At 37.3% G+C, this 21,320-nt stretch carries 27 protein-coding genes and 1 other annotated feature; of the genes, 26 read left to right on the forward strand and 1 reads right to left on the reverse strand.

Annotated features, from left to right (window positions below):
* The first annotated feature begins 27 nt into the window (after positions 1 to 27).
* The 25 genes from MKY09_RS07470 (at position 28) to pheA (ending at position 19,402) form a co-directional block, all read left to right on the forward strand.
* The gene (locus MKY09_RS07470; RefSeq protein ID WP_251553468.1) at positions 28 to 552 is read left to right on the forward strand and encodes a type II secretion system protein; all 525 of its coding nucleotides are present in this window, start codon (positions 28 to 30) and stop codon (positions 550 to 552) included.
* 118 nt (positions 553 to 670) lie between these two features.
* Positions 671 to 1,648: a pilus assembly protein PilM gene (pilM, locus tag MKY09_RS07475; RefSeq protein ID WP_251553469.1), complete on the forward strand. Its 978-nt coding sequence runs from the start codon at positions 671 to 673 to the stop codon at positions 1,646 to 1,648.
* A gap of 2 nt (positions 1,649 to 1,650) precedes the next feature.
* Positions 1,651 to 2,238: a hypothetical protein gene (locus MKY09_RS07480; RefSeq protein WP_251553470.1), complete on the forward strand. Its 588-nt coding sequence runs from the start codon at positions 1,651 to 1,653 to the stop codon at positions 2,236 to 2,238.
* Positions 2,235 to 2,957 (forward strand): hypothetical protein, encoded by a 723-nt coding sequence (locus MKY09_RS07485; protein WP_342567999.1) that lies wholly within the window; start codon positions 2,235 to 2,237, stop codon positions 2,955 to 2,957. The genes MKY09_RS07480 and MKY09_RS07485 overlap by 4 nt, the downstream gene beginning before the upstream one ends.
* A 42-nt stretch (positions 2,958 to 2,999) precedes the next feature.
* The gene (locus MKY09_RS07490; protein WP_342568000.1) at positions 3,000 to 4,559 is read left to right on the forward strand and encodes a sensor domain-containing diguanylate cyclase; all 1,560 of its coding nucleotides are present in this window, start codon (positions 3,000 to 3,002) and stop codon (positions 4,557 to 4,559) included.
* A gap of 9 nt (positions 4,560 to 4,568) precedes the next feature.
* A complete protein-coding gene (locus MKY09_RS07495) occupies positions 4,569 to 5,324 on the forward strand; it encodes a prepilin peptidase (protein ID WP_342568001.1) in 756 nt (251 codons plus the stop codon).
* An 86-nt stretch (positions 5,325 to 5,410) separates the two neighbouring features.
* Positions 5,411 to 6,067 carry a hypothetical protein gene (locus tag MKY09_RS07500; RefSeq protein WP_342568002.1) on the forward strand — a complete coding sequence of 219 codons (657 nt, stop codon included), beginning with the start codon at positions 5,411 to 5,413 and terminating at the stop codon, positions 6,065 to 6,067.
* Between the two features lie 93 nt (positions 6,068 to 6,160).
* Positions 6,161 to 6,763: a Maf family protein gene (locus tag MKY09_RS07505; protein ID WP_342568003.1), complete on the forward strand. Its 603-nt coding sequence runs from the start codon at positions 6,161 to 6,163 to the stop codon at positions 6,761 to 6,763.
* The gene (gene radC / locus MKY09_RS07510) at positions 6,760 to 7,458 is read left to right on the forward strand and encodes a DNA repair protein RadC (protein WP_342568004.1); all 699 of its coding nucleotides are present in this window, start codon (positions 6,760 to 6,762) and stop codon (positions 7,456 to 7,458) included. Before MKY09_RS07505 ends, radC begins: the two co-directional genes overlap by 4 nt.
* 92 nt (positions 7,459 to 7,550) lie before the next feature.
* Positions 7,551 to 8,570, forward strand: a complete 1,020-nt coding sequence (locus MKY09_RS07515) for a rod shape-determining protein (RefSeq protein ID WP_169359895.1) — start codon at positions 7,551 to 7,553, stop codon at positions 8,568 to 8,570.
* 13 nt (positions 8,571 to 8,583) lie between these two features.
* The gene (mreC, locus tag MKY09_RS07520) at positions 8,584 to 9,495 is read left to right on the forward strand and encodes a rod shape-determining protein MreC (protein WP_298470313.1); all 912 of its coding nucleotides are present in this window, start codon (positions 8,584 to 8,586) and stop codon (positions 9,493 to 9,495) included.
* A complete protein-coding gene (gene mreD / locus MKY09_RS07525; protein ID WP_169359897.1) occupies positions 9,492 to 10,019 on the forward strand; it encodes a rod shape-determining protein MreD in 528 nt (175 codons plus the stop codon). The genes mreC and mreD overlap by 4 nt, the downstream gene beginning before the upstream one ends.
* Positions 10,020 to 10,056: 37 nt before the next feature.
* Positions 10,057 to 10,728 carry a septum site-determining protein MinC gene (gene minC, locus MKY09_RS07530; RefSeq protein ID WP_169359898.1) on the forward strand — a complete coding sequence of 224 codons (672 nt, stop codon included), beginning with the start codon at positions 10,057 to 10,059 and terminating at the stop codon, positions 10,726 to 10,728.
* Between the two features lies 1 nt (position 10,729).
* Positions 10,730 to 11,530, forward strand: a complete 801-nt coding sequence (gene minD / locus MKY09_RS07535; protein ID WP_298470315.1) for a septum site-determining protein MinD — start codon at positions 10,730 to 10,732, stop codon at positions 11,528 to 11,530.
* A 610-nt stretch (positions 11,531 to 12,140) separates the two neighbouring features.
* Positions 12,141 to 12,479, forward strand: coding sequence for a hypothetical protein (locus tag MKY09_RS07540; protein ID WP_342568005.1), 339 nt, complete (start codon positions 12,141 to 12,143; stop codon positions 12,477 to 12,479).
* A 227-nt stretch (positions 12,480 to 12,706) separates the two neighbouring features.
* Positions 12,707 to 13,072 carry a histidine kinase gene (locus MKY09_RS07545; RefSeq protein ID WP_251557263.1) on the forward strand — a complete coding sequence of 122 codons (366 nt, stop codon included), beginning with the start codon at positions 12,707 to 12,709 and terminating at the stop codon, positions 13,070 to 13,072.
* Between the two features lie 391 nt (positions 13,073 to 13,463).
* A complete protein-coding gene (locus tag MKY09_RS07550; protein WP_298470317.1) occupies positions 13,464 to 14,012 on the forward strand; it encodes a hypothetical protein in 549 nt (182 codons plus the stop codon).
* Positions 14,002 to 14,598, forward strand: coding sequence for a site-2 protease family protein (locus MKY09_RS07555; protein ID WP_169359901.1), 597 nt, complete (start codon positions 14,002 to 14,004; stop codon positions 14,596 to 14,598). The genes MKY09_RS07550 and MKY09_RS07555 overlap by 11 nt, the downstream gene beginning before the upstream one ends.
* Positions 14,599 to 14,649: 51 nt before the next feature.
* Positions 14,650 to 14,729, forward strand: a sequence feature (ribosomal protein L21 leader region).
* A 14-nt stretch (positions 14,730 to 14,743) separates the two neighbouring features.
* Positions 14,744 to 15,052: a 50S ribosomal protein L21 gene (gene rplU / locus MKY09_RS07560; RefSeq protein WP_142538629.1), complete on the forward strand. Its 309-nt coding sequence runs from the start codon at positions 14,744 to 14,746 to the stop codon at positions 15,050 to 15,052.
* Position 15,053: 1 nt separating this feature from the next.
* A complete protein-coding gene (locus tag MKY09_RS07565; RefSeq protein ID WP_298470325.1) occupies positions 15,054 to 15,389 on the forward strand; it encodes a ribosomal-processing cysteine protease Prp in 336 nt (111 codons plus the stop codon).
* Positions 15,390 to 15,401: 12 nt separating this feature from the next.
* Positions 15,402 to 15,692 carry a 50S ribosomal protein L27 gene (gene rpmA / locus MKY09_RS07570; RefSeq protein ID WP_144535725.1) on the forward strand — a complete coding sequence of 97 codons (291 nt, stop codon included), beginning with the start codon at positions 15,402 to 15,404 and terminating at the stop codon, positions 15,690 to 15,692.
* 518 nt (positions 15,693 to 16,210) lie between these two features.
* Positions 16,211 to 16,744: a Spo0B domain-containing protein gene (locus MKY09_RS07575; protein ID WP_169359903.1), complete on the forward strand. Its 534-nt coding sequence runs from the start codon at positions 16,211 to 16,213 to the stop codon at positions 16,742 to 16,744.
* Between the two features lie 5 nt (positions 16,745 to 16,749).
* On the forward strand, positions 16,750 to 18,039 hold the full coding sequence (gene obgE / locus MKY09_RS07580; RefSeq protein WP_169359904.1) for a GTPase ObgE: 1,290 nt from the start codon (positions 16,750 to 16,752) through the stop codon (positions 18,037 to 18,039).
* 15 nt (positions 18,040 to 18,054) lie between these two features.
* Positions 18,055 to 18,510, forward strand: coding sequence for an ACT domain-containing protein (locus MKY09_RS07585; RefSeq protein ID WP_169359905.1), 456 nt, complete (start codon positions 18,055 to 18,057; stop codon positions 18,508 to 18,510).
* Positions 18,511 to 18,523: 13 nt separating this feature from the next.
* Positions 18,524 to 19,402 carry a prephenate dehydratase gene (pheA, locus tag MKY09_RS07590; protein WP_342568006.1) on the forward strand — a complete coding sequence of 293 codons (879 nt, stop codon included), beginning with the start codon at positions 18,524 to 18,526 and terminating at the stop codon, positions 19,400 to 19,402.
* Between the two features lie 43 nt (positions 19,403 to 19,445).
* Here the strand turns inward: pheA and MKY09_RS07595 are convergent, their stop codons facing one another.
* Positions 19,446 to 19,976 (reverse strand): transcription repressor NadR, encoded by a 531-nt coding sequence (locus MKY09_RS07595; protein WP_342568007.1) that lies wholly within the window; start codon positions 19,974 to 19,976, stop codon positions 19,446 to 19,448.
* Between the two features lie 136 nt (positions 19,977 to 20,112).
* On the opposite strand from MKY09_RS07595, the gene MKY09_RS07600 reads away from it, so the two are divergent.
* Positions 20,113 to 21,318: a LysM peptidoglycan-binding domain-containing protein gene (locus tag MKY09_RS07600; RefSeq protein WP_342568008.1), complete on the forward strand. Its 1,206-nt coding sequence runs from the start codon at positions 20,113 to 20,115 to the stop codon at positions 21,316 to 21,318.
* The last annotated feature ends 2 nt before the right edge of the window (positions 21,319 to 21,320 follow it).

Raw genomic sequence — 21,320 nt, forward strand, 5'->3', positions numbered from 1 at the left:
AACTCATTTAAAGGAGGTGAAAAAGTCATGGATATAAATCAACATGTATCAAATGAAATGACAAACAAAGGGGATAGTTCAATGAAAAAGATGAAGCACTTATTAAAAAATCAAAAAGGTTTAACGCTTGTCGAGTTACTAGCAGTTATTGTAATCCTAGCAATCGTATCAGCAATCGCAGTTCCAGCAATCGGTGGAATTATAGAAAATAGTAGATATAGCGCAGTAAAAGCAGATGCAACAAATGTATTGAATGCAGCGAAGATGTATTTTATCGATAATCCGGAAGAGAAGGTTACTGATGGAGGAACTAAAACAGGTACTTTAACAGTAGATGTAGCTACACTAAAAAAAGAAAACTATTTAGAATCGTCTGGTAAAATTGAAACCGGTACAGTTACGAAGGGAAGTCCAAATACTATCAGTGCAGGCCCTATAACATTCTCGGGAAGTAAATCTATTACTTTTACTGATGCAACTTTAGATGATATCAATAAAGATACACAAAAAGGTAGCGGGGATATTAAGCCTATAGTAGGAACTAAAAAATAGTTAGATATCTGGATACTACAGCAGCCCTGCGCTGCTGTAGCTTTTAGTAAAACTTTTGAGCAAACGATCTTCGTTCATTGAAAAGTGTTACTAATTCTTATACATAGGGGAGAATGTCATGTTTGATCGATTCAAAAAAAAATCCAATCGATTTGTCGTTATGGATATCAATGAGTTTTTAATTAAAGCTGTTGTGTTAAACACAAACCAAATTGAAAATGCTGTAATTTATCAATCTCCTTTAGAGGATGGCATATTTGACGGAGATACATTAGTAGACGAGATGGCGTTCTATGAGCTAATGAAGGAACTCTTAGAAAAATGGGGGTTGAAGCGTTTAGATGTTCGTTTTTTTGTCCCTGAAAGTACAGTTATGATGAAAACTTTTGAGCATCCAGATGATATTGCAACTGAGAATTTAAAGGGATTTGTAGAAATGGAGCTTGGGAGATCTATTCATCTACCATATTCTCAGCCTTTACTCGATGTTTATGATTTTAAGCAAGGGGATGGAGAGGCTACTCTTTTTGCTGCTCCCTCAGAAGAAATTATTAAAGTGGCTGGTCTATTAGATGATTTATCTTTACATCCTTCTGTTGCAGAAATAAGAGCATTGGCTTCTATACGATTTTTTGAGGAAGTAATGAATATAGAAAGTACTAAGAGCTACTTAATAATGGAATGGTCTATTGCTGGAGTTTCTATCAGTATTTATTCGGGTGGTAAAGTTGAATTTCTGCGTTATCAATCAATCGAAACAGAACGTTCTAAATGGATTATCGAGACTAAAGATGAGGAATTTATATATGAATATACCGGAGACCCTGAAGAATATCGGGGCCAACTCATTGATCAAATTGCTGAAATTGACCGCATTTTAAACTTTTATCGTTTTTCTTTGTACAAAGGAGAAAAAGCGGTTGATGAGATTATTATATTTGGAGACAGTCCTGAAATGGAATATATCTATTCAGAAATGGTAGCTAATTTAGTTACCCCTATCCAGTATTTTGATGACACAAAGGTAAAAAACAAGTATACGAATTTTAATTCAAGAGATATTCCGTTAATTGGGCTTATTTATAGGGAGGTATAACCATGGTTCCAAATATAAACCTCTTACCTCAAATGGAGAGAAGAAAAAGTAATTCCATACTAGTATTAGTTATTGGAATTATTTTAATTGTGACAGTTCTTTTGTGGTTTTTTATTCAATACATGAGTTTAAAGGGTGACATAGAGCTTTTAGAAAATGAAGAAATTTACTCCATAGAAGAAAAGACGGATCTAGCAGATTATATGTCTAATGTAGATCTTTCATCGGAAGGGGACTTCCCTTCTTCTGTTGCTTTTGCAGAAACAATTTCTTATCCTGTTAGCCCTTTACTTATAGAAGTAGATACGTTAATAGAGGAGCATACATACTTACGACAGTATGGATTTTTAGAACAAGGAATGACTTTAGTAGTCGATATTGAAACATTAAGTTCTCTTTCCTATTTAGTTACCAATCTATTAAATAGTGAGTATTTTACAGATGCGAAAATTGAAAGCATCGCTAACTTCAACCCAAGTAATGATACTGAAAACAATGAAGTACATTTTAATATAATTCCTAGGTATTCAGCTACATTAACTTTAGAAATAGATACAGGTTACTTAAGAAATGGGGGTGGAACTCCTTGAATGAATTAGTTAGCAATAAAAGAAATGCTTATTTAATAATAGGGGCCCTTGTCTTGTTATTGTTATTTGCTATCTATTATTTTATTATTTCTCCACTAAAGGCTGAAAAATATTCGAAAGAGATCTCTGTCGAAGTACTTCAGGGGGAAGTGGCTTCATTAAAAGAACAATATAATTCGTTTCAAGCTTCAGATGTAAAGGTTGATAATATATTTGCGTTAGAGTCTAAAGTTCCATATGAACGTGAATTAGATGAGCTTTTGCTATCATTGGAACAAGTGGAATTAATTAGTGATTCTAAAATTGAAGCTATAGAATTTAATAATTATGATGGGATACTTGACCAAATGCAGCTAGAGATATACCAAGAAGGTAGTGTGGAAGAAGAAGTAACGGATTCAGAAGAGGGTATTGAAGCTGAAGAAGAATCAGAATCAGCGGAAGTTACTGAAGGCACAGTGGAGGAGCCTCCTAGTTCACCTGTAGCTGATGCGCCTTTACCAGCTAATCTGAAATTGATTACCTTTAATGTATCTGTCCAAACTAAAAATTATGAGCATTTAGTTCTTTTAATAGAAGAAATTGAAAATTTAGAGCGAGTAGTGAGAGTAGATCAAATTACGATGAATGCTCCTGGGGAACAAGAGCTGCTAAATGAAGAATCACCGACTGCTACCTCAGCTACTATTCAATTGACTACATTCTTTCATAAGGAATGATTCATCTAACATTTAAAATATAACTAGATAGGGAGTCTATCTATGTCGATATCTCATTTGTGTATGTATCTAGCCGTGTATGTGCTGCCGGCTTTATATTTGTTTGGCTTAGCTTGTGTGGTGCTAATACAGCAGTCCAGGAGATTGGAAAATAGATTGATTACGGCTATTTTAGTCGCCTACAGTTTCCTTTATTTTGGGGAGTTTTTTCGGCACCTGTTACCGATTGAATATAGTTCAGCCGTTTCTGGTATTGGACTTGGTTTAATTAGTTTGTTAGTGGTGAGTCTTACTCTCCATTTATATATACACGTTTCCAGCTTGTACATATATATCCCTCGTATCGTATATCCTAGCGTCTTTTATGTACCTTTTTTGATTGTTCTAGTGGCTCAAATTTTACAATGGAGGATTATTCCATTTATTTTACACGAGCCAAGGGGCTTCTGGTACGTGCCTATTTATAATGAGGAATATTATTTCATTTTAACGATATCAGCTATATTGACCCTTATAATGGTTTTTATTTTAATTATGGGCTTGCGAAAGACCGTAAATTTACAGCAACGCAAGCTATTAAAGTTTTTAATGGTTTGTACTTTGGTTGTGTTTACTTTAAAGGCTTCTATGGGTTATCTAAATTTCGGTGAACATATACCTCCCTATACATTTCTTATCGAAGGAATTGTTTTCTCTATTTTTATATCTTTTTCCTTCCTGCATAACGATTTACTGCCAAACATCTCTCGGCGGTATCGAACCTTATTTGATATCAGTCCCATACCAATCATGATATTAGATAATAACTTGGATATTTTAGAAATAAACAAGCAAGGTAAGTTTCTGTTGAATATCAGTGATCCTACAGATATGAATTTGATGAAATATGCGCGGACCAAGCATAATAAAAAGCTTCTCCGGAAACTTATCGAACAACTTCAGCTAAAAGGTACTTTACGAGACTATTCTTTGGCGCTAGACAATCTATACCTTGATGGCCGAATACACATCTCCATAGATGCCAAGTACGTGGTTACTGGAAAGGAAAGAATCTTCTACGCTATGCTTAGAGATGTCACGAGCGAGGTGGAAAAGGAAAAGATGATTATGCATATGGCCTATCATGATGTCCTGACCGATTTACATAATCGAGCTTTTTTTGTCACGCATATTAATAAAAAATTAGTAGAACTGTCGCAGAGGGAAGCTGGAGAGGCATACTTTGTTTTACTAGATTTAAATCAATTTAAGATTATTAACGATAGCTTTGGTCATTCGGTGGGGGATCAAGTACTGCAATATACTGCTGAAGTTTTGAAAGATGCAACGAATAAAAACGATTTGGTAGCCCGTTTTGGTGGAGATGAGTTTGTTTTATTTTTAGATGACTTTAATACCCGTGAAGACTTTGAAGGATGGCTATCTCAATTAAGAATGACATTTGAGGAAAAAAACTTTATTTATAACGATATCCATATCAAGGTAATACCAAGTATTGGGATAGCCTACTGCCCTGAGCAGGGAGATTCCTTTGAGGATCTTTTTCATGTAGCTGACCTCAATATGTATGCAGATAAAGAAAGTTTAAAAAGTAGGAAATAAGGTGTTTGAGTGGAAATCGTAATCGCAATATTTGTATTTATATATGGTTTAGTGCTTGGCTCTTTTTATAATGTAGTGGGACTAAGGGTGCCGAAAGGTGAATCTATTGTTCGCCCGCCTTCTCATTGCACGACATGTGATCGCAATTTAACGGCTAAAGACTTGGTGCCGGTCTTATCCTATGTTTTTTTGAAGGGGAAGTGCCGAGGATGTGATACTAAAATCCATTGGGTTTACCCAGTCATCGAGCTAACTACAGGCGTATTATTCACATTTGCATACTTCCAACTAGGTTTTTCGTGGGAGTTCTTTGTTTCGCTATTGTTTATTTCTTTATTGATTATCATTACAGTTTCCGATATTGCGTATATGCTCATCCCTGATAAAATACTTTTATTCTTTTTAATTCCACTAATTATTGGTCGCATTATCTCACCTTTAACTTCTTGGTGGGACAGTGCAGTCGGAGCAATTGTTGGATTTGGAATATTACTCTTAGTCGCTATGGTGTCGAAAGGTGGCATGGGTGGTGGTGATATCAAGCTGTTCTTTGTTATTGGTGTCGTGTTAGGAACGGTATCCACCTTAGTGACATTATTTTTAGCCTCAGTTATAGGAACGGTAGTGGGTATTATTATGTTGAAAATATCAAAGCAGGGAAGGAAAACTCCTATTCCATTTGGACCTTCTATAGCAATCGCAGCGATCATTTCTTTTTTCTATGGTCAAGCAATTGTCGACTTGTACATTAATTTGTTTTTTTAGCTCGATAAGTTTTTAGGACAAGCCGACAAAGGTCTTGTCCTTTTTTAATTGGGAAATGGTAAAGTGGTGAAAAAAGAGGTGAATTTATGCCATTTCGAAAAAAAAATCCTAAGAAAATGATTTTAATGGCTGGACTACAAGGGCTTGTTATAGGAGTTGTCGGGGTTTTATTGTTTGGTTTGTTATTAAATATAGCTAATGATCGGAAGGTAGAAGGGGAAGCAAGTGGAGGTAAGAATACGGAAAAGCCGGCTACCGAAAATGGAAAGGAAACGGGAGGAGAAAAGGTAGAGACATCTGCGGAGCCGTCCCTAACTTTCAAGGCCAAGCAATATGGAATGTTCTCTACAAAAGAGAGTGCCATTTCTTTTATGGCAGTTGAACCCTCACTAGAGCGTGCCGGTATTGTTCAGGCAGAAGGGCAGTTTTATATTTGGAGTGATTTATATGTAAAAGAAACTGCTGCTGTTAGTACAGAAGCATTGCCATCCTTTATAAAAAATTTTTACGTGTCTACTAGTAGCTGTGAGAATCCAAAAGTTAAAAACATGATGACATTATTAACCGAGGAAAATTTGTCTAAAAATTTTTTTGATTCTATTGCCAGTAAAGAGAAATATCCTGATGATCTAGCAACAATTGTTCAAGCTATCACAACGTTTTCGGACAGTCCATCAGTCATTCGACTGCATGTTTTTACGCACTATTTAGAACAGAACGATTGTATAAAATTAAATTTTTAAATAAGAAAACAGCTCAAAATCAAATAGTCACGTTTTTAACACAATTTTCATTTTCTCCATTCTTTTGTATGCTTAGAAAAAGGGGGAATTTCAATGAAAATAACAACAAATAACAGAATTATTCTAGCAAGCGAGTCGCCAAGAAGAAAAGAGCTTTTTGGTAGATTAGGGATCCCATTTGAGATACAAGCCTCTGGTGTATCCGAGGAAGTTGAACAGGAGCTATCTCCAGAGGAATTTACACTTGCGATAGCGACCAAAAAATCAGATGAAGTAGTACAAGGAAATGAGGATGCCATCGTTATAGCGGCGGATACTACTGTATATTTAGGCGAAAAGCTATTAAGTAAGCCAGTTGATTCTAATCAGGCAAAAGAGTTTCTTCAAGCACTATCTGGTCAAGAGCACCGGGTAATCACAGGAGTATCCATCCAAGGAGCAGGTATTTCTATTGGCTTTACCGAAACTACTGCCGTGCAATTTTACGAACTGACAGAAGAACAGATAGATGCTTATGTTGCTAGCGGAGATTCACTCGATAAGGCAGGCGCTTACGGTATACAAACAATGGGTGGAATGTTCGTTGAAAAAATCAATGGCGATTACAACAATGTAGTCGGATTACCACTAGGCCGTTTGTTCCAGACGCTTTTAACATTGAAAGTCATCCAATTAGAGAAGGAGACTTCGGAATGAATGTTAAAATTCCTCCCGCTCTCATGATCCGAGATGTACATATAGCGGACAGACCAAGAGAGAGACTAATTAGACAAGGCGCCTCAAGTTTATCAAACCAAGAACTACTTGCAATCTTGCTTCGTACTGGAACGAAGCAAGAGTCTGTTCTTCATCTTGCCAATCGAGTATTGGGTTTTTTTGAACAGATTCAAGAGTTAAAAAATGCTACACTGGAAGAAATGATGACGGTTAAAGGAATTGGCCAAGCAAAGGCTGTCCAGATTCTAGCAGCTGTCGAGCTAGGAAAAAGATTATCACAGCAAAAAACGAATGAAAAGTTTACCATAAGGTCCCCAAATGATGCAGCCACTTATTTAATGCCAGATATGACCTCCCTCACGCAAGAACACTTCGTAACTTTATTCCTAAATGTAAAAAATCAAATACTACACAAGCAAACGATATTTATCGGGTCTTTAAACGCTTCCATTGTTCACCCTAGGGAAATATTTAGAGAAGCGGTAAAACGTTCCGCTGCATCCATTATTTGTGCTCACAACCATCCTTCAGGAAACCCTTCTCCTTCGACTGAAGACATAGATGTAACGAAACGGTTGATGGAGGCGGGAAAGCTTATGGGTATTGAGCTTCTTGACCATGTAATCATAGGAGACCATCAATTTATAAGTTTAAAAGAAAAGGGGTATATGTGACACTGTGCATTTTTCTTTCTTTCCGTTATAATAAGTGTTATTACTTAAAAAATAAGTGAAACTTGTTTAGATTAGAAAGGGAGTAAAAAATAGTGTTTGGATTTGGATCAAGAGATGTAGGAATAGACTTAGGAACAGCGAATACGCTTGTTTTCATCAAAGGGAAGGGCATCGTTTTAAGAGAGCCTTCCGTAGTAGCAAAAAACGTACAAAACGGTGACATTGTTGCAGTAGGTAACGATGCAAAAAATATGATTGGCCGTACTCCCGGTTCTATTGTGGCGATTCGTCCAATGAAGGATGGGGTTATCGCAGATTTTGATACGACCTCAGCCATGATAGAATACTATTTGAAAAATGCGATGAAGTCATCAGGCATGTCTTGGAGCAAGCCCAATGTCATGATTTGCGTACCTTTTGGTATTACTTCAGTAGAACAACGCGCTGTAATTGATGCTGCAAAGCAAGCAGGAGCTCGTGAAGCATTGACTATTGAAGAGCCGTTTGCAGCTGCGATCGGAGCTAATCTTCCAGTTTGGGAACCTACAGGAAGTATGGTCGTTGATATAGGTGGAGGAACTACAGAAGTTGCTGTTATTTCTCTTGGTGGAGTAGTTACGAGTGAATCCGTTCGTGTTGGCGGGGATGCAATGGACCAAGCGATTACAAGCTATGTTCGTAAGACGTACAATCTAACAATTGGTGAACGTACTGCAGAGGCAATCAAGATGGAAATTGGATCTGCACGTGTTATGGAAGCAGAAGAGTCTATGGATATTCGTGGTCGTGACCTTGTGACGGGGTTACCAAAAACAATTGAAATATCATCAAAAGAGATCGCAAATGCATTGCGCGAATCTATTGCGTCTATCATTGATGGAGTGAAGAAAACATTAGAACAGACTCCTCCAGAGCTTTCAGCAGATGTAATGGAGCGCGGCATTATGCTTACAGGTGGGGGAGCTTTACTTCGTAACCTGGACAAAGTGATTAGTGATCAAACGAATATGCCTGTATTTATCGCTGAAAACCCATTAGATTGTGTTGCAATCGGAACTGGTAAAGCGTTAGATCATATGGGATTATTGAAACGTCAACAAACAAAAGGTTAAGGGGAAGTGAGATATGCCACAGTTTTTTTCAAATAAGCGATTAATCTTGCTACTTGTAGGGATGATTTTTCTTGTGGCACTTATCAGCTTTACATTGCGCGATCGAAATCATGCATCATTGCCAGAACAATTAGTAAAAGATGTAGTCGGTTTTGGACAAACGTTGTTTTCCAAACCGACTCAGTATGTAACGGGTGTTTTTAATAATATAGATTCTTTACTTAATACATATGATGAGAACAAAAGATTGAAAGCAAGATTAGAAGATTATGCCTCCTTACAAGCAGAAGTAAATGATTTAAAGCTCGAAAAAAAAGAATTACAAGAAATAGTTGATAAAAAAGAAGACCTTCGTGATTTCAACCCTATCCAAGCAACGGTTATTGCTCGTAATCCCGATCAATGGGAAGAGAAAATAATCATTAATCGGGGAGAGATTCATGGAGTAGAAGCTAATATGGCCGTAATGACTGCCAAAGGTCTAATTGGTAAGGTTATATTAACTACTCCATATACCTCTACGGTTGAGCTTTTATCTACACAAAACCCGAATTATCGTGTATCAGCTGTCATTGCAAGCGAAGAGGGAGAAGTGTTCGGATTAATAGAAGGCTTTGACGAAGAACGAAAAGAATTAGTTCTGAAGAGAATTGATTCGGAGTTTGAGGTGAAAAAAGGACAGAAAGTCACTACCTCAGGCTTGGGTGGAATATTCCCAAAAGGAATTTTAGTTGGTGAGGTAACCGAGGTTACCACTGATGATTATGGTTTGACTAAACTCGCTTACATTAAACCAGAGGCAAGCTTCTCTATATTGGACCATGTAATCATCGCAAATCGTTCTATGAACGTAGTAGATGGTTCTGATGGTGCTAATACGGAGGCTGACTTGGCTGCCGAGAAAGAGGCAGGGGATGGCTCATGATGCGATATCTAGTAGTGCTCATTTCGGTTCTATTATTTTATATGGAACCGATTTTTGGTCTTTTCTCGCCAATTGAGCTAAATAATGAACTTTATACACTAGTACCAAGGTTTTTAATTATATATTTGATTTTTGTTTCTATTTATTATGATAAAAAAAGAGCAATGTTATATGGATTGTTGTTTGGGCTCTTGTACGATGTCTTTTTCATTGATATTATTGGATTATATTCTTTTATTTACCCATTAATGTGCTTGGTAGCAAGTTTTATAGTAAAATTTATACACCAACACTTGCTGGTAGCTACTATCTTGTCGCTAGTTTTAGTGGCAGTAGTAGAGACATTGCTATTCTTTTTCTATACAGCAATTGGTATTAAAATCATGACATTTAGTAGTTTTTATGAACATAATCTTTTACCAACAATGTTGGCGAACCTCATCTTTATATTGATGTTCGGATGGTTATTTAAATATATTCTTCTATACCGTTTTAATCAAAAAGCATTACTTCTTCAAAAATAATATTTTTTGGTTTCACAGTAGATCTGAGGTGACTTGATTGACGAAAAAGCAGTTAATATCGATTAAAGGAACGAAAGAGGGCCTTGTATTACGTTTAGACGATCAGTGTTCATACACAGAACTTTTAGAAGAATTAACGAAAAAGGTTTCTGATGAAGGTTTTGAAGGCCAGGCAGAAGTACTCTTACAACTTGGATATCGATATTGTAATGACGAACAGGCAAAAGAAATTATAAATTGTGTACAACAGACGGCACATCTCCGTGTTTCTAAAATACAGAGTGAAGTAATGACCGTTGAAGATTGTAATAGAAGATTATTAGAAAATCAGTCGGAGACATATGTTGGGATTGTAAGGTCTGGACAAGTCATCAAAGCAGTGGGCGACCTCGTGGTCATTGGAGATGTCAATCCGAATGGACGAGTAGTAGCTGGAGGAAATGTGTTTGTTCTTGGAAGGCTAAAGGGCATCGCACATGCTGGTTCAAATGGCAACAAAAATGCAGTCATCGCAGCTTCCTGGCTAGAGGCAACCCATCTAATAATTGATAATGTTATAGAAACGATGACGGATGAGTTAAGTGTCTTATCGGAGCAACCCGAAATGGAATGTGCTTATTTACATACTAATGGCTCTATCGCAATTGACCGTTTACAGGAGCTTAGATTAATAAGACCAAATTTATCGACATTTAAAGGAGGAAGCTAATGTGGGAGAAGCAATCGTAATAACTTCAGGTAAGGGAGGAGTCGGTAAAACGACGACCACTGCTAACCTTGGTACTGCATTGGCTTTGCAAGGTAAGAAAGTTTGTTTAATGGATACAGACATAGGTCTTAGAAACTTAGACGTTGTTCTAGGACTAGAAAATAGAATTATTTATGATTTAGTAGATGTTGTGGAAGGTCGCTGTAAGATTCACCAAGCATTAGTAAAGGATAAACGTTTTGAGGATAAACTTTACCTTTTGCCAGCAGCACAAACAACGGATAAAAATGCAGTCAATCCTGAACAGATGAGAGAACTGGTTACAGAGCTTAAACGAGATTATGATTATGTATTAATCGATTGCCCTGCTGGTATTGAACAAGGATATAAGAATGCAATTGCAGGTGCTGATAAAGCGATTGTTGTCACTACACCTGAAATTTCAGCTGTGCGTGATGCAGACCGTATAATCGGCTTGTTAGAGCAAGAGGAAGCTATCGATCCTCCAAAATTAATTATCAATCGAATCCGCCAGCATCTTATGCAAAGTGGAGACGCTTTAGATATTAATGAAATCACAACACATTTATCCATCGATTTATTAGGGATCATAGCGGATGATGAGAATGTTATTACATCTTCTAATAAGGGTGAGCCTGTAGTAATGGACCCATCTAACCGTGCTGCACTTGGTTATCGAAACATTGCAAGACGCATTTTAGGAGAATCCGTACCACTTATGTCAATGGATACCCCTAAAAAAGGCGTTATCTCTAAAATAAAATCTATTTTTGCTAAATAAGATAATAATAGCTTCAAGTGATTAGAAGAAGGCACTTTCTGTTCTATTTTGAATAGGAAGTGCCTTCTTTGTTTTTGATTTACTTCATAATTGGCTAAAGATTCACTGCTTATATCATAGTGGTTCTTAATCTCTCTACGTGAAAAAAGTGTAAAGAAAATGTTTCGACTTTGTGCTATTTCTTATCTCATTATACTTCTCCTGGTAGCCTTTTTTATCTTATATAGAAAGTACCTTATGTTTAATGATCTAAAAGGATGATATTAATTGATTGAAACGGAAGACGGCTACTCCAGCCGGCATAGCATGAGGTGAAGACCCCACAGGAGCACAGCAGCGAGGAGGCTGAAGCCACGCCGGCGGAAAGCGTAGTCTGGAACAAAATCAAAGTATACTCGCTATTAATCTCTTTAAGTATATGAAATAGAAATTAATAAATAGAAGCTTCTCTAATTAAAAAGGCTATGTTAAAGGCTAGGGTTGTTTATTCGTGAAGCGATGTAGTTTGTGAAATATTACACTTAAGCTGAAGGTGCAGTTTAGTTCAATAAGAAAATTTGTTAAAAGTACTATATTTTTATCTGAGAATGTTATGAGAAAGGGGTTCAAAGTGGCTATTTATTCAATAAATAATTACGAAAAATTAAAAGACATTTATTTACACGATTCCGAACTTCAAAATATATTGGTTAATTACAGTAAAAAGGAAATAGAAATAAATCTAATTACAGCGACGAACCAAGACACAAATACAAGGGAAATTAAGTTGTATTTCAATGAGGTAAGAAATTTACACGTTCCAATGCTAGAACCATGGGGAAGTGGCTTTTATATCAACTCAATTGATTTAGAAGTAGAAGATGAATATATTAAGACTACAATTACATTAAACTCTGGGGACGAGATAAGATGTGTCTCAGAAACTATAGAAACGGATTATTCTTATTAAGCTAAAGGTCAACCAGAAAAATCTGGCTAACCTTAAATTATGAACGGGTGCTTTAACAAAATGTGGGCATCATTTCGATGGTCTATTTTTATGTTCAAAACATTAAGTTGTTCTTAAGTTGATCTCAGACATGCTTTGTGAAATGTTACAATTAAACTAAACCAGCAGTTTAGTTGAAGAGTGAGTATAATTATTTTAAGAACTAATTTAATCAAGGAGAACTCATAATGCTTACCGATAAACAGAAATTACTTTTTGAAAACTTAAAGAACATTAAAGATTATTGGACACACACTGCGGTTGAACATTTAAGTCCTGACGCTGATTTAATCGCTTCTAACTGTGAAGAGGAGTATCAGTTGCTGGCAAACAAAATCACTTCGGACGAAGAACTGCTTGCCTTTCGAAAAATACAAAATGAACTTATAGAAGGAGTTATTCATTCTATATTAGTGATGGTCGATGGCGGGGATGACCAAGCAGACAAGTTGTTGGTTGATTTAATAGATAGAGAAACCAAAGAATCGTTGCAAGACGACATCGCACTACACGAAGAATTTATTGGTTTTCTACTTGATGCAGAAGTCGAATAAATTGTATTTCTTCATCAACTACGGGTGCTTTAGTAAAGAGAAAATCAAATTAAAATGAGCTTGGAGGAGATCTCCCAGCTCATTTTTTGTCTTAAATCAACCTCTACCTTTAACATAGCCATCAAAAACCTCCCTAGTTCTTGATTGCAGTGGAAGACGGCGACTCCAGCTGGAAAAGCATGAGGTGAAAACCCCGCAGGAACACAGCGACGAGGAGGCTGAGGCCATGCCGGCGGAAACCGCCCGTCTGGAACGTAAATCAATGTCTACTCCCTATTAATTTCATAAATAACCTTTATCTCTTAAACAAGAACGGTTAAATTAATAAGCAATTCCATTTTTCTATCATGAAATGGGACAGATAGTCATATATTTTTTTAGGGGGAATGTTATGCTATCGAAAAGAAAATGGGTTCTTGCATTTCTATTAGTATTTACTTTTATCGCGATGGACAAATTAGAAGAAAATGATGCACTGTCTACTAACTATGCTTCTACACTTTTAGCTCCTCAAAAGCCTACCGAAATGTATCAAAAAGTAAGAGAATGGATTACCCCAAACGAGGAAGTAGTCACAGTGAGTGGACCGCTTTTAGAAAATCCAGTACTGGAGTATAGCACTATACAACCATATAGTGAGGGGGCAGTTCTGTCGCTCTCTGCTTCACAGGAAATTGGAGCTTCTGAAAATGGTCTGATTATATTTACTGGCTACAAAAAGAAAACTGGCAAGACTATATCTATTTTGTACGACAATGGAGAAACAGTTACTTATGGATTTGTGGAGGATTTCTTCCAGCTACCCTATACTTCTGTAAGCGCTGGAGAAATATTTGCATCAGTAAAGCGAGATATACTGTATGTGCAAGTAGAGAAAGATGGGGAAGTATTAGATACGACGGAAATCGTTGACTGGCTAGCTTTAAACTATGAAGAATAGGCTTTTCCGTATACATCCGATTATGATCCCCTTTCTTCTTTTTTTCTATTTATCTGGAGAGATTGCAGTTTATGCTATCGTTTTCGGCTCTCTCATCTTGCATGAATTAGGTCATTTAGGAGCTGCAAAGCTAGTTGGCGGGAAAATATATTCATGTACGATTCTCCCGTATGGAGGAGAAATTAAAATCGAACAATTTTCTAAATGGGAAAAGAGAGAGCAACTTGTTGTTATTTTTGGAGGACCCTTTGTTACTTTGTTACTTCTTTTATTAAGCCTAATTTTGCATTTTCCACAGGTGGAGCTACTTACCTATACGCAGCTAGTAATTCTAGGATTAAATTTACTTCCTATTTATCCACTTGATGGCGGACGCGTTATCTATTCAATATTTCCGAACTTTTATATCGAGTTAGTCAGTTTTTCTCTATGGATCAGTATGCTAATCTTTTATACCAGTCTGTACTACTTTCCTAAAGGTTTATTTGTATCGCTAATCTTTTTGTTTATTGCTATACAAAATTATTCTTCTTGGAGATTTAGAAAGTACAAGCTAGCATTTGATCGAATGACGAAAAACGCTTGACTCGATTTTTTATATGTGTTAACATTTTAATGTTATTGTTTGTAGCAGCACCCGTTGCTACAACCGCTCTGAAAAGGTTCAAGCATTCGAGTGATCGAATCACCTTTTGTAAGGCGAGTCTTAGTCTAAGAGGAGGTGCAGGTAAATGTACGCAATTATTGAAACTGGTGGTAAACAAATCAAAGTTGAACAAGGGCAAGAAATCTATATTGAAAAATTAGATGTAAACGCTGATGAAGTTGTAACTTTTGATAAAGTTTTATTCGTAGGTGGGAATGATGTTAAAGTTGGTGCTCCATTCGTGGAAGGTGCTAAAGTTACAGCGAAAGTTGTAAAAAACGGCAAAGCTAAAAAAATCATCGTTTTCAAATACAAAGCTAAAAAGAACTATCGTAAAAAACAAGGTCACCGTCAACCATATACTAAATTAGTAGTAGAATCTATTAGCTTATAATATGATTAAAGTGACTGTTACACGAGATCAATCAGGTCTTATTCATTCCTTTGAAATGAAAGGACATGCTGATTTTGCTGAACATGGGAAGGATTTAGTTTGTGCAGGAGCTTCTGCTGTATCATTTGGTGCAGTGAATGCCATTATCTCACTTACAAAAATTACTCCTATTATTAAGCAAAAGGGTGACGGAGGGTATTTATACGTGGAAGTACCTAGCATTGAAAGCTCTGAAAAAGCTGCAAGCATGCAGTTAATATTGGAGGCAATGATTGTATCTTTACAAACGATTGAGCAAGATTACGCTAAGTATATAAAAATAACCTTCAAAAAGTAGGAGGTGGAACATATGTTAAGATTAGATCTTCAGTTTTTCGCATCGAAAAAAGGAGTAGGTTCGACTAAAAATGGTCGTGACTCTCAATCGAAACGTCTAGGCGCTAAACGTGCTGATGGACAATTCGTATCAGGCGGATCAATTTTATTCCGTCAACGCGGTACAAAAATTCACCCAGGTGAAAACGTTGGCCGTGGTGGAGATGACACACTTTTCGCGAAAGTTGACGGTGTAGTGCGCTTTGAGCGTTTCGGCCGCGACAAGAAAAAAGTAAGTGTATATCCTGTAGCTCAAGAAGCTTAATTTACAAAATAAGAGGACTGCATTTATGCAGTCCTTTTTTATTTTCTAAAAAGCTTTGTTAAAGTTATTGGTTGATTTGGACTAAAATCTTTTTTATAGTGACTGCAAACATTACAAAAGTTGACTATTAAGAACATAAGTAGATTATGATGTGGATGTAGAAAGTTTTGTGCTTTGTTTATCCGAGTAATTTTATAATAGCGCTTTACCGATGAATTACATTTCCATTTAATGATTGGAGCGACAGACGGCGACTCCAGCGGGATGAGTGAGACAGATCAGACATCACAACCACGCGCGCTAGCGATGGGTGATGGCTTATCGCTCACCCCGCGGAAAGCGTCCGGCTGGTGCGGAAATCAATTCTACTTTCTGATTTAAAGATTTATTTGCATTATAAATCAATCTACTTTAACATAACCTTCTTAAATAACAAAAAAGTAATCATACTCCTGCACAAAATAATTCTATACCTGTTATACTAGAAGGATAGTAAACGTTGGAGCGTGTATACTAATATGAATCCTAAAAATATATCAATTAACGAAGTACTTCGTCATTCCATGCATGATTTTTTAAATCAGATGCATTTAATTCAAATGAATTTGGATATCGGTAGACCCGAAGAGGCTAAACAATTAATTCATAGGTATTCAAAGAAGTGCGCCCAATTCTTCGATTTAAACAATTTAGGATTGTTAAAGACGAATGAATGGCTGCAAACGTTTCCTATAACGTATGGTCAGATGACTTTAGAAATTCAAACATCTGTGTCCAAACGTGGATTAGAAATGTTCGATTATGAATTAGAAAATATTCTCGATTGCTTTGTGCAAACAATTTATCCTAAGCTGCAAGGCTATCAAGAACAGATTCTAAAGGTTCATATCCATTCAAATGAATTACTTGAAGTTATAATTGAAGTAAATGGAGATTGGTCTCCATTCTCTTGGATAGAATATTCGAATCATGAATTATTTACTATGGAAAGACTGAACAACACAGTAGGATACCTGCAATTTAAGTTAGTTGCAAAGGAAAGATTGGAGTGAAATAAATGTTTGTCGATCACGTAAAGGTGTATGTAAAAGGTGGAGATGGCGGAGATGGTATGGTTGGTTTCCGTCGTGAGAAGTATGTTCCTATGGGAGGTCCCGCTGGGGGCGATGGAGGAAATGGAGGTAACGTAGTCTTTGAAGTAGATGAAGGATTACGTACTTTGATGGATTTCCGATATAAGCGACAGTTTAAAGCGAACCGAGGAGTACACGGTGGTAGTAAGAATATGCACGGTGCAAACGCGGATGATTTAATTGTTAAAGTACCAGAAGGCACTGTAGTGATGAATGAGGAAACTGGACAAGTTATCGCTGACCTAGTGGAGCATGGACAAAGAGCTGTTATCGCTAAAGGTGGACGAGGCGGACGCGGAAATTCACGTTTTGCAACACCAGCGAATCCAGCACCTGAGTTATCCGAAAAAGGAGAACCAGGAAACGAGTTAAACGTTGTTTTAGAGTTAAAAGTGTTAGCTGATGTAGGACTAGTAGGCTTCCCAAGCGTTGGTAAATCTACATTACTATCTGTAGTATCAGCTGCTAAGCCTAAAATAGCATCGTATCATTTTACAACCATCGTACCTAACTTAGGGTTAGTAGAAACGGAAGATCACCGTAGCTTTGTAATGGCTGATTTACCTGGACTTATCGAAGGTGCTCATCAAGGTGTAGGCCTTGGGCATCAATTCCTGCGTCATATCGAACGTACTCGTGTAATTGTACATGTTATTGATATGTCTGGCATGGAAGGTCGCGAGCCTTACGAGGATTATGTAACAATTAATGAGGAGTTAAGACAATATAATTTACGATTGACAGAACGTCCTCAGATTATAGTAGCAAACAAAATGGATATGCCTGAAGCAGAAGAAAACCTAAAAGCATTTAAAGAAAAAGTGGGAGCAGATGCAAAAATATTCCCTATTTCTGCAGTGTCTCGTCAAGGATTACAGGAATTACTCTTTGCTATTGCTGATATCTTAGAAGATGCTCCTGAGTATCCATTAGAGCATATGCAAGAAGAAGAAACAGAAACATCTGTCATGTACAAGCATGAAGCTTCTAAGGATGACTTTGTTATTTCTAGAGATGACGATGGTGCATTTGTACTTTCTGGTGGTACTGTAGAAAGATTATTTAAAATGACAGACTTCAGTCGAGAAGATTCTATCCGCAGATTCTCTAGACAATTACGTGGAATGGGTATCGATGATGCTCTTCGTACACGTGGTGCAAAAGATGGAGATACTGTACGACTATTACAATTCGAGTTTGAATTTATCGAATAGGGAGATGGGAACCGCATGAAGGATGTTACAAGCCAACGATTTTTTCTAGTGAGAGAAGATGTGTTGACAGAAGCAATGCAAAAAACTTTAGAAGCTAAGCATCTCCTTCAATCGAGGAAAGTTTCCTCGATTTGGGATGCTGTGAAAGAAGTCGATTTATCGCGTAGTGCTTTTTACAAATATCGTGATGCGGTTTTTCCGTTCCATTCTATTGTACAAGAAAGAATCTTAACTGTTTTTTTACAGTTAGAGGACCGAGAAGGAACGCTTGCACGATTATTATCCCTAGTGGCTGATTATGCTTGCAATGTCTTAACAATTCACCAAACAATCCCGATACAGGGACGAGCTAGCGTGACATTGTCATTGGATGTAACAGCCATGGCAAAGGAATTAGACGAGTTTATAAACGAAATGAAGCGACTAGACTTTGTAGAATCAGCAGAAATAATTAGTTCTGGTGCTTTTTAAGGAGTGTTTGTGTATGATTAATCACCAAGTTGCTTTTCTTGGACCTGAGGCATCTTTTACCCACTTAGCAACACAGGCATTATTTCCAGAGGCATCATTGTTACCTATCCGTACGATTCCAGAGTGTATTGAGATGGTGAGCAACGGTCAAATTGAAATAGCAGTAGTGCCATTAGAAAATGCGCTAGAAGGGACAGTCCCTTTAACAATAGATTATTTGTTTCACGAAGCTAACGTCTTTGTGATTGCAGAAATTCTATCGCCGATAGCACAACATTTAATGGTTCATCCAAATAATGAAAAAAGATGGGAAGAAATCTCTAACATTTATTCCCATCCTCATGCTTTGGCCCAGTGTCATAAATATTTGTATTACCGATTTGGTAAGGTGCCACTTGAGCAAGCATCCTCAACTGCAGCCGCAGCCAAATATGTATCGGAGCACAGTGATCAATGTATTGCTGCAATTGCTAATACTTCAGCTGCTGAAGAATATGGGCTGAAAATCGTTGAACAAAATATACATGATTTCCATTTTAACCATACTCGTTTCTTTGTCCTTTCAAAGACGAAAACAAGTATTGAAGAAATAGGTCATAACGGACAAATTAAAACGACGGTTATGATTACATTGCCAAAAGATGACCGGTCTGGTGCTTTACATCAAGTTCTATCCGTATTCGCTTGGCGTCAGCTGAACTTAAGTAAAATTGAATCTCGTCCTTTGAAGACGGGGCTAGGACAGTACTTTTTTATTATCGATGTGCTTGAAAATGAAAAAGCACCTATGATGAAAGGTGCGATGGAAGAGCTAATAGCTTTAGGGTGTGAAGTAAAATCACTCGGCTCCTACTATACATATGAAACAAAAGCGGAAGCATCCTCTAACTGAGATGCTTCCGCTTTTTTAATTTGTTTTCTTCAAAATTTAAATATTAACCCTCGAACACATAGCCTTTTTTTCGGATTGCTTCGATTCCTCGTTGTAATATCTCTTCATTTGGGGCAGATAACAAATGAATATGAAGGCCAGCAGTTAGCTCTAATAAAAAAGACGCCTCTGTTTCTTGGACTTTTTTTAAAAAGTTTTCAACATCATGACGATTAGAAACCATGATAGAGGAGGTGATTTCTCCATAAACCGGATGCTCTACAGTTACACTTTCCACTGTGACACCTGCATCCACTAATGTCAGTAACTCGTCTTTTGTATCTTCTGACTTATGATTACAGGCAATTTTTCTTTTTATAAAATTACTTTCCTCTTGATTGGGAAGTAAGATGTAACCTTGACTGGTAGACAAAATAGGATGGTTAATAGCTTTTAGTAACGTGATGTCACTGACGATAACCTGCCTACTTACATTAGTTAACTTCGCAAGATCAGCTCCAGTGATTGGGGAGTCCTGTTCCTTTAAATAAGTCAAAATCCATTCTCTTCTCGCTGCTCCTTTTAATTTTTTCAATGTAAATCACTCCAATCTTGCATAACGGTATAGTTACTATTCATAAGTTTATCATGAAGGGAAGTAACATTGTTTTAAAATCTGTGACCAATTTTTGATGTTACACATATTTTAATGTGAAGGAAGGAGGAAGACTTTGCAAATTCATATTGTCAAAAAGGGTGACACCCTTTGGAAAATCTCCAGAGAGTATGGAGTTTCTTTTGATGATTTAAAAAAGATTAACGCTCATTTAGCAAATCCAGAATATATAGTACCTGGCATGAAAATCTTCATCCCAGAAACTAAAAAGGCAGAGACTATGGTTCATCCGTACGGAGATAATCGTCCAAACAAAAAGGGGATGATGGGGGATGGAACGGCGCAGCCATACGATGGAAATCTTAAAAATATGCAAAAAGCTCAACCAGCTCAAGTAGCACCGACACCTAAAGCTCAACCAGCACCACAAGTACCACCAATTCAAAAAGCGGAACCTATTCAGACTATGCCTACCATGCCACCAATTCAACCTAAGGCGGAACAAAAAGCGATTCCAATCCCGATCCCAATTCCGATTCCAATTCGCGAATCCAAACCCACACCAGCTCCCGCGCCGAAACCAGTACCAAAACCTGCGCCGAAACCTACACCAGCACCTAAGCCAATAGCTCAACCTAAACCAACTCCAGCTCCAAAACCAGTTCAACCAGTTCAACAACAACCGGTACAACCAATTCAAGTACAACCGATGCCAGTACCGATGCCAATGCCTATACCAATTCCATGTCCACCAATGCACCAACCAGTATACACAATGCCATGTCCACCAATGCCTTGCCCACCGATGCCATGTCCGCCAGATTATCCGGTACACTATTTGCCGCATATGCAACCAATGGCTGTTCAACCAACGACACCCGCTCCAATGCATATGATGACTAAGCCTGAATTTGAAATGCCATCGCCAAATAGCTGGATGCTAATTGAATCGACGACTATGGAAGCGGAGGGTCAGGTAGACTTTAGTGCAACACCTAGTCATCCACGTATGCAAGTGGAAGAAAATGTTCATGAACAGGTAATGCAAATGTTTGTAGAGGATCCATCGTCTGCAATGGAAATGGCTTATGATTATATGCAACATACTCAGCAGCCACAAGCTCACCAAACATATGCTCAGCCGGAATTTCAACAGTATCCTGCATATAATCAGGTCCAATGTTCATCATGTGGAGGCTCTAACCATGCACAGCCAGAAATGTATGCACATCACCAATATCTAGGTGGCTATCCTTGCCCTCCACAACATTTTTACCAACCAAATTTTCATTGCCCACCATATCCTCATAGACACTTTTAAAT

Source organism: Psychrobacillus sp. FSL K6-4046 (assembly GCF_038624605.1).
In the GTDB taxonomy this organism is placed as follows: Bacteria; Bacillota; Bacilli; order Bacillales_A; family Planococcaceae; genus Psychrobacillus.

Bases quoted from the DNA above. Each gene is read 5' to 3' on its own strand.
- MKY09_RS07470 (WP_251553468.1), top strand. From the start codon at position 28: ATGGATATAAATCAACATGTATCAAATGAAATGACAAACAAAGGGGAT.
- pilM (WP_251553469.1), top strand. From the start codon at position 671: ATGTTTGATCGATTCAAAAAAAAATCCAATCGATTTGTCGTTATGGAT.
- MKY09_RS07480 (WP_251553470.1), top strand. From the start codon at position 1,651: ATGGTTCCAAATATAAACCTCTTACCTCAAATGGAGAGAAGAAAAAGT.
- MKY09_RS07490 (WP_342568000.1), top strand. From the start codon at position 3,000: ATGTCGATATCTCATTTGTGTATGTATCTAGCCGTGTATGTGCTGCCG.
- MKY09_RS07500 (WP_342568002.1), top strand. From the start codon at position 5,411: ATGCCATTTCGAAAAAAAAATCCTAAGAAAATGATTTTAATGGCTGGA.
- MKY09_RS07505 (WP_342568003.1), top strand. From the start codon at position 6,161: ATGAAAATAACAACAAATAACAGAATTATTCTAGCAAGCGAGTCGCCA.
- radC (WP_342568004.1), top strand. From the start codon at position 6,760: ATGAATGTTAAAATTCCTCCCGCTCTCATGATCCGAGATGTACATATA.
- mreC (WP_298470313.1), top strand. From the start codon at position 8,584: ATGCCACAGTTTTTTTCAAATAAGCGATTAATCTTGCTACTTGTAGGG.
- mreD (WP_169359897.1), top strand. From the start codon at position 9,492: ATGATGCGATATCTAGTAGTGCTCATTTCGGTTCTATTATTTTATATG.
- MKY09_RS07545 (WP_251557263.1), top strand. From the start codon at position 12,707: ATGCTTACCGATAAACAGAAATTACTTTTTGAAAACTTAAAGAACATT.
- MKY09_RS07550 (WP_298470317.1), top strand. From the start codon at position 13,464: ATGCTATCGAAAAGAAAATGGGTTCTTGCATTTCTATTAGTATTTACT.
- MKY09_RS07555 (WP_169359901.1), top strand. From the start codon at position 14,002: ATGAAGAATAGGCTTTTCCGTATACATCCGATTATGATCCCCTTTCTT.
- rplU (WP_142538629.1), top strand. From the start codon at position 14,744: ATGTACGCAATTATTGAAACTGGTGGTAAACAAATCAAAGTTGAACAA.
- MKY09_RS07565 (WP_298470325.1), top strand. From the start codon at position 15,054: ATGATTAAAGTGACTGTTACACGAGATCAATCAGGTCTTATTCATTCC.
- rpmA (WP_144535725.1), top strand. From the start codon at position 15,402: ATGTTAAGATTAGATCTTCAGTTTTTCGCATCGAAAAAAGGAGTAGGT.
- MKY09_RS07575 (WP_169359903.1), top strand. From the start codon at position 16,211: ATGAATCCTAAAAATATATCAATTAACGAAGTACTTCGTCATTCCATG.
- obgE (WP_169359904.1), top strand. From the start codon at position 16,750: ATGTTTGTCGATCACGTAAAGGTGTATGTAAAAGGTGGAGATGGCGGA.
- MKY09_RS07585 (WP_169359905.1), top strand. From the start codon at position 18,055: ATGAAGGATGTTACAAGCCAACGATTTTTTCTAGTGAGAGAAGATGTG.
- pheA (WP_342568006.1), top strand. From the start codon at position 18,524: ATGATTAATCACCAAGTTGCTTTTCTTGGACCTGAGGCATCTTTTACC.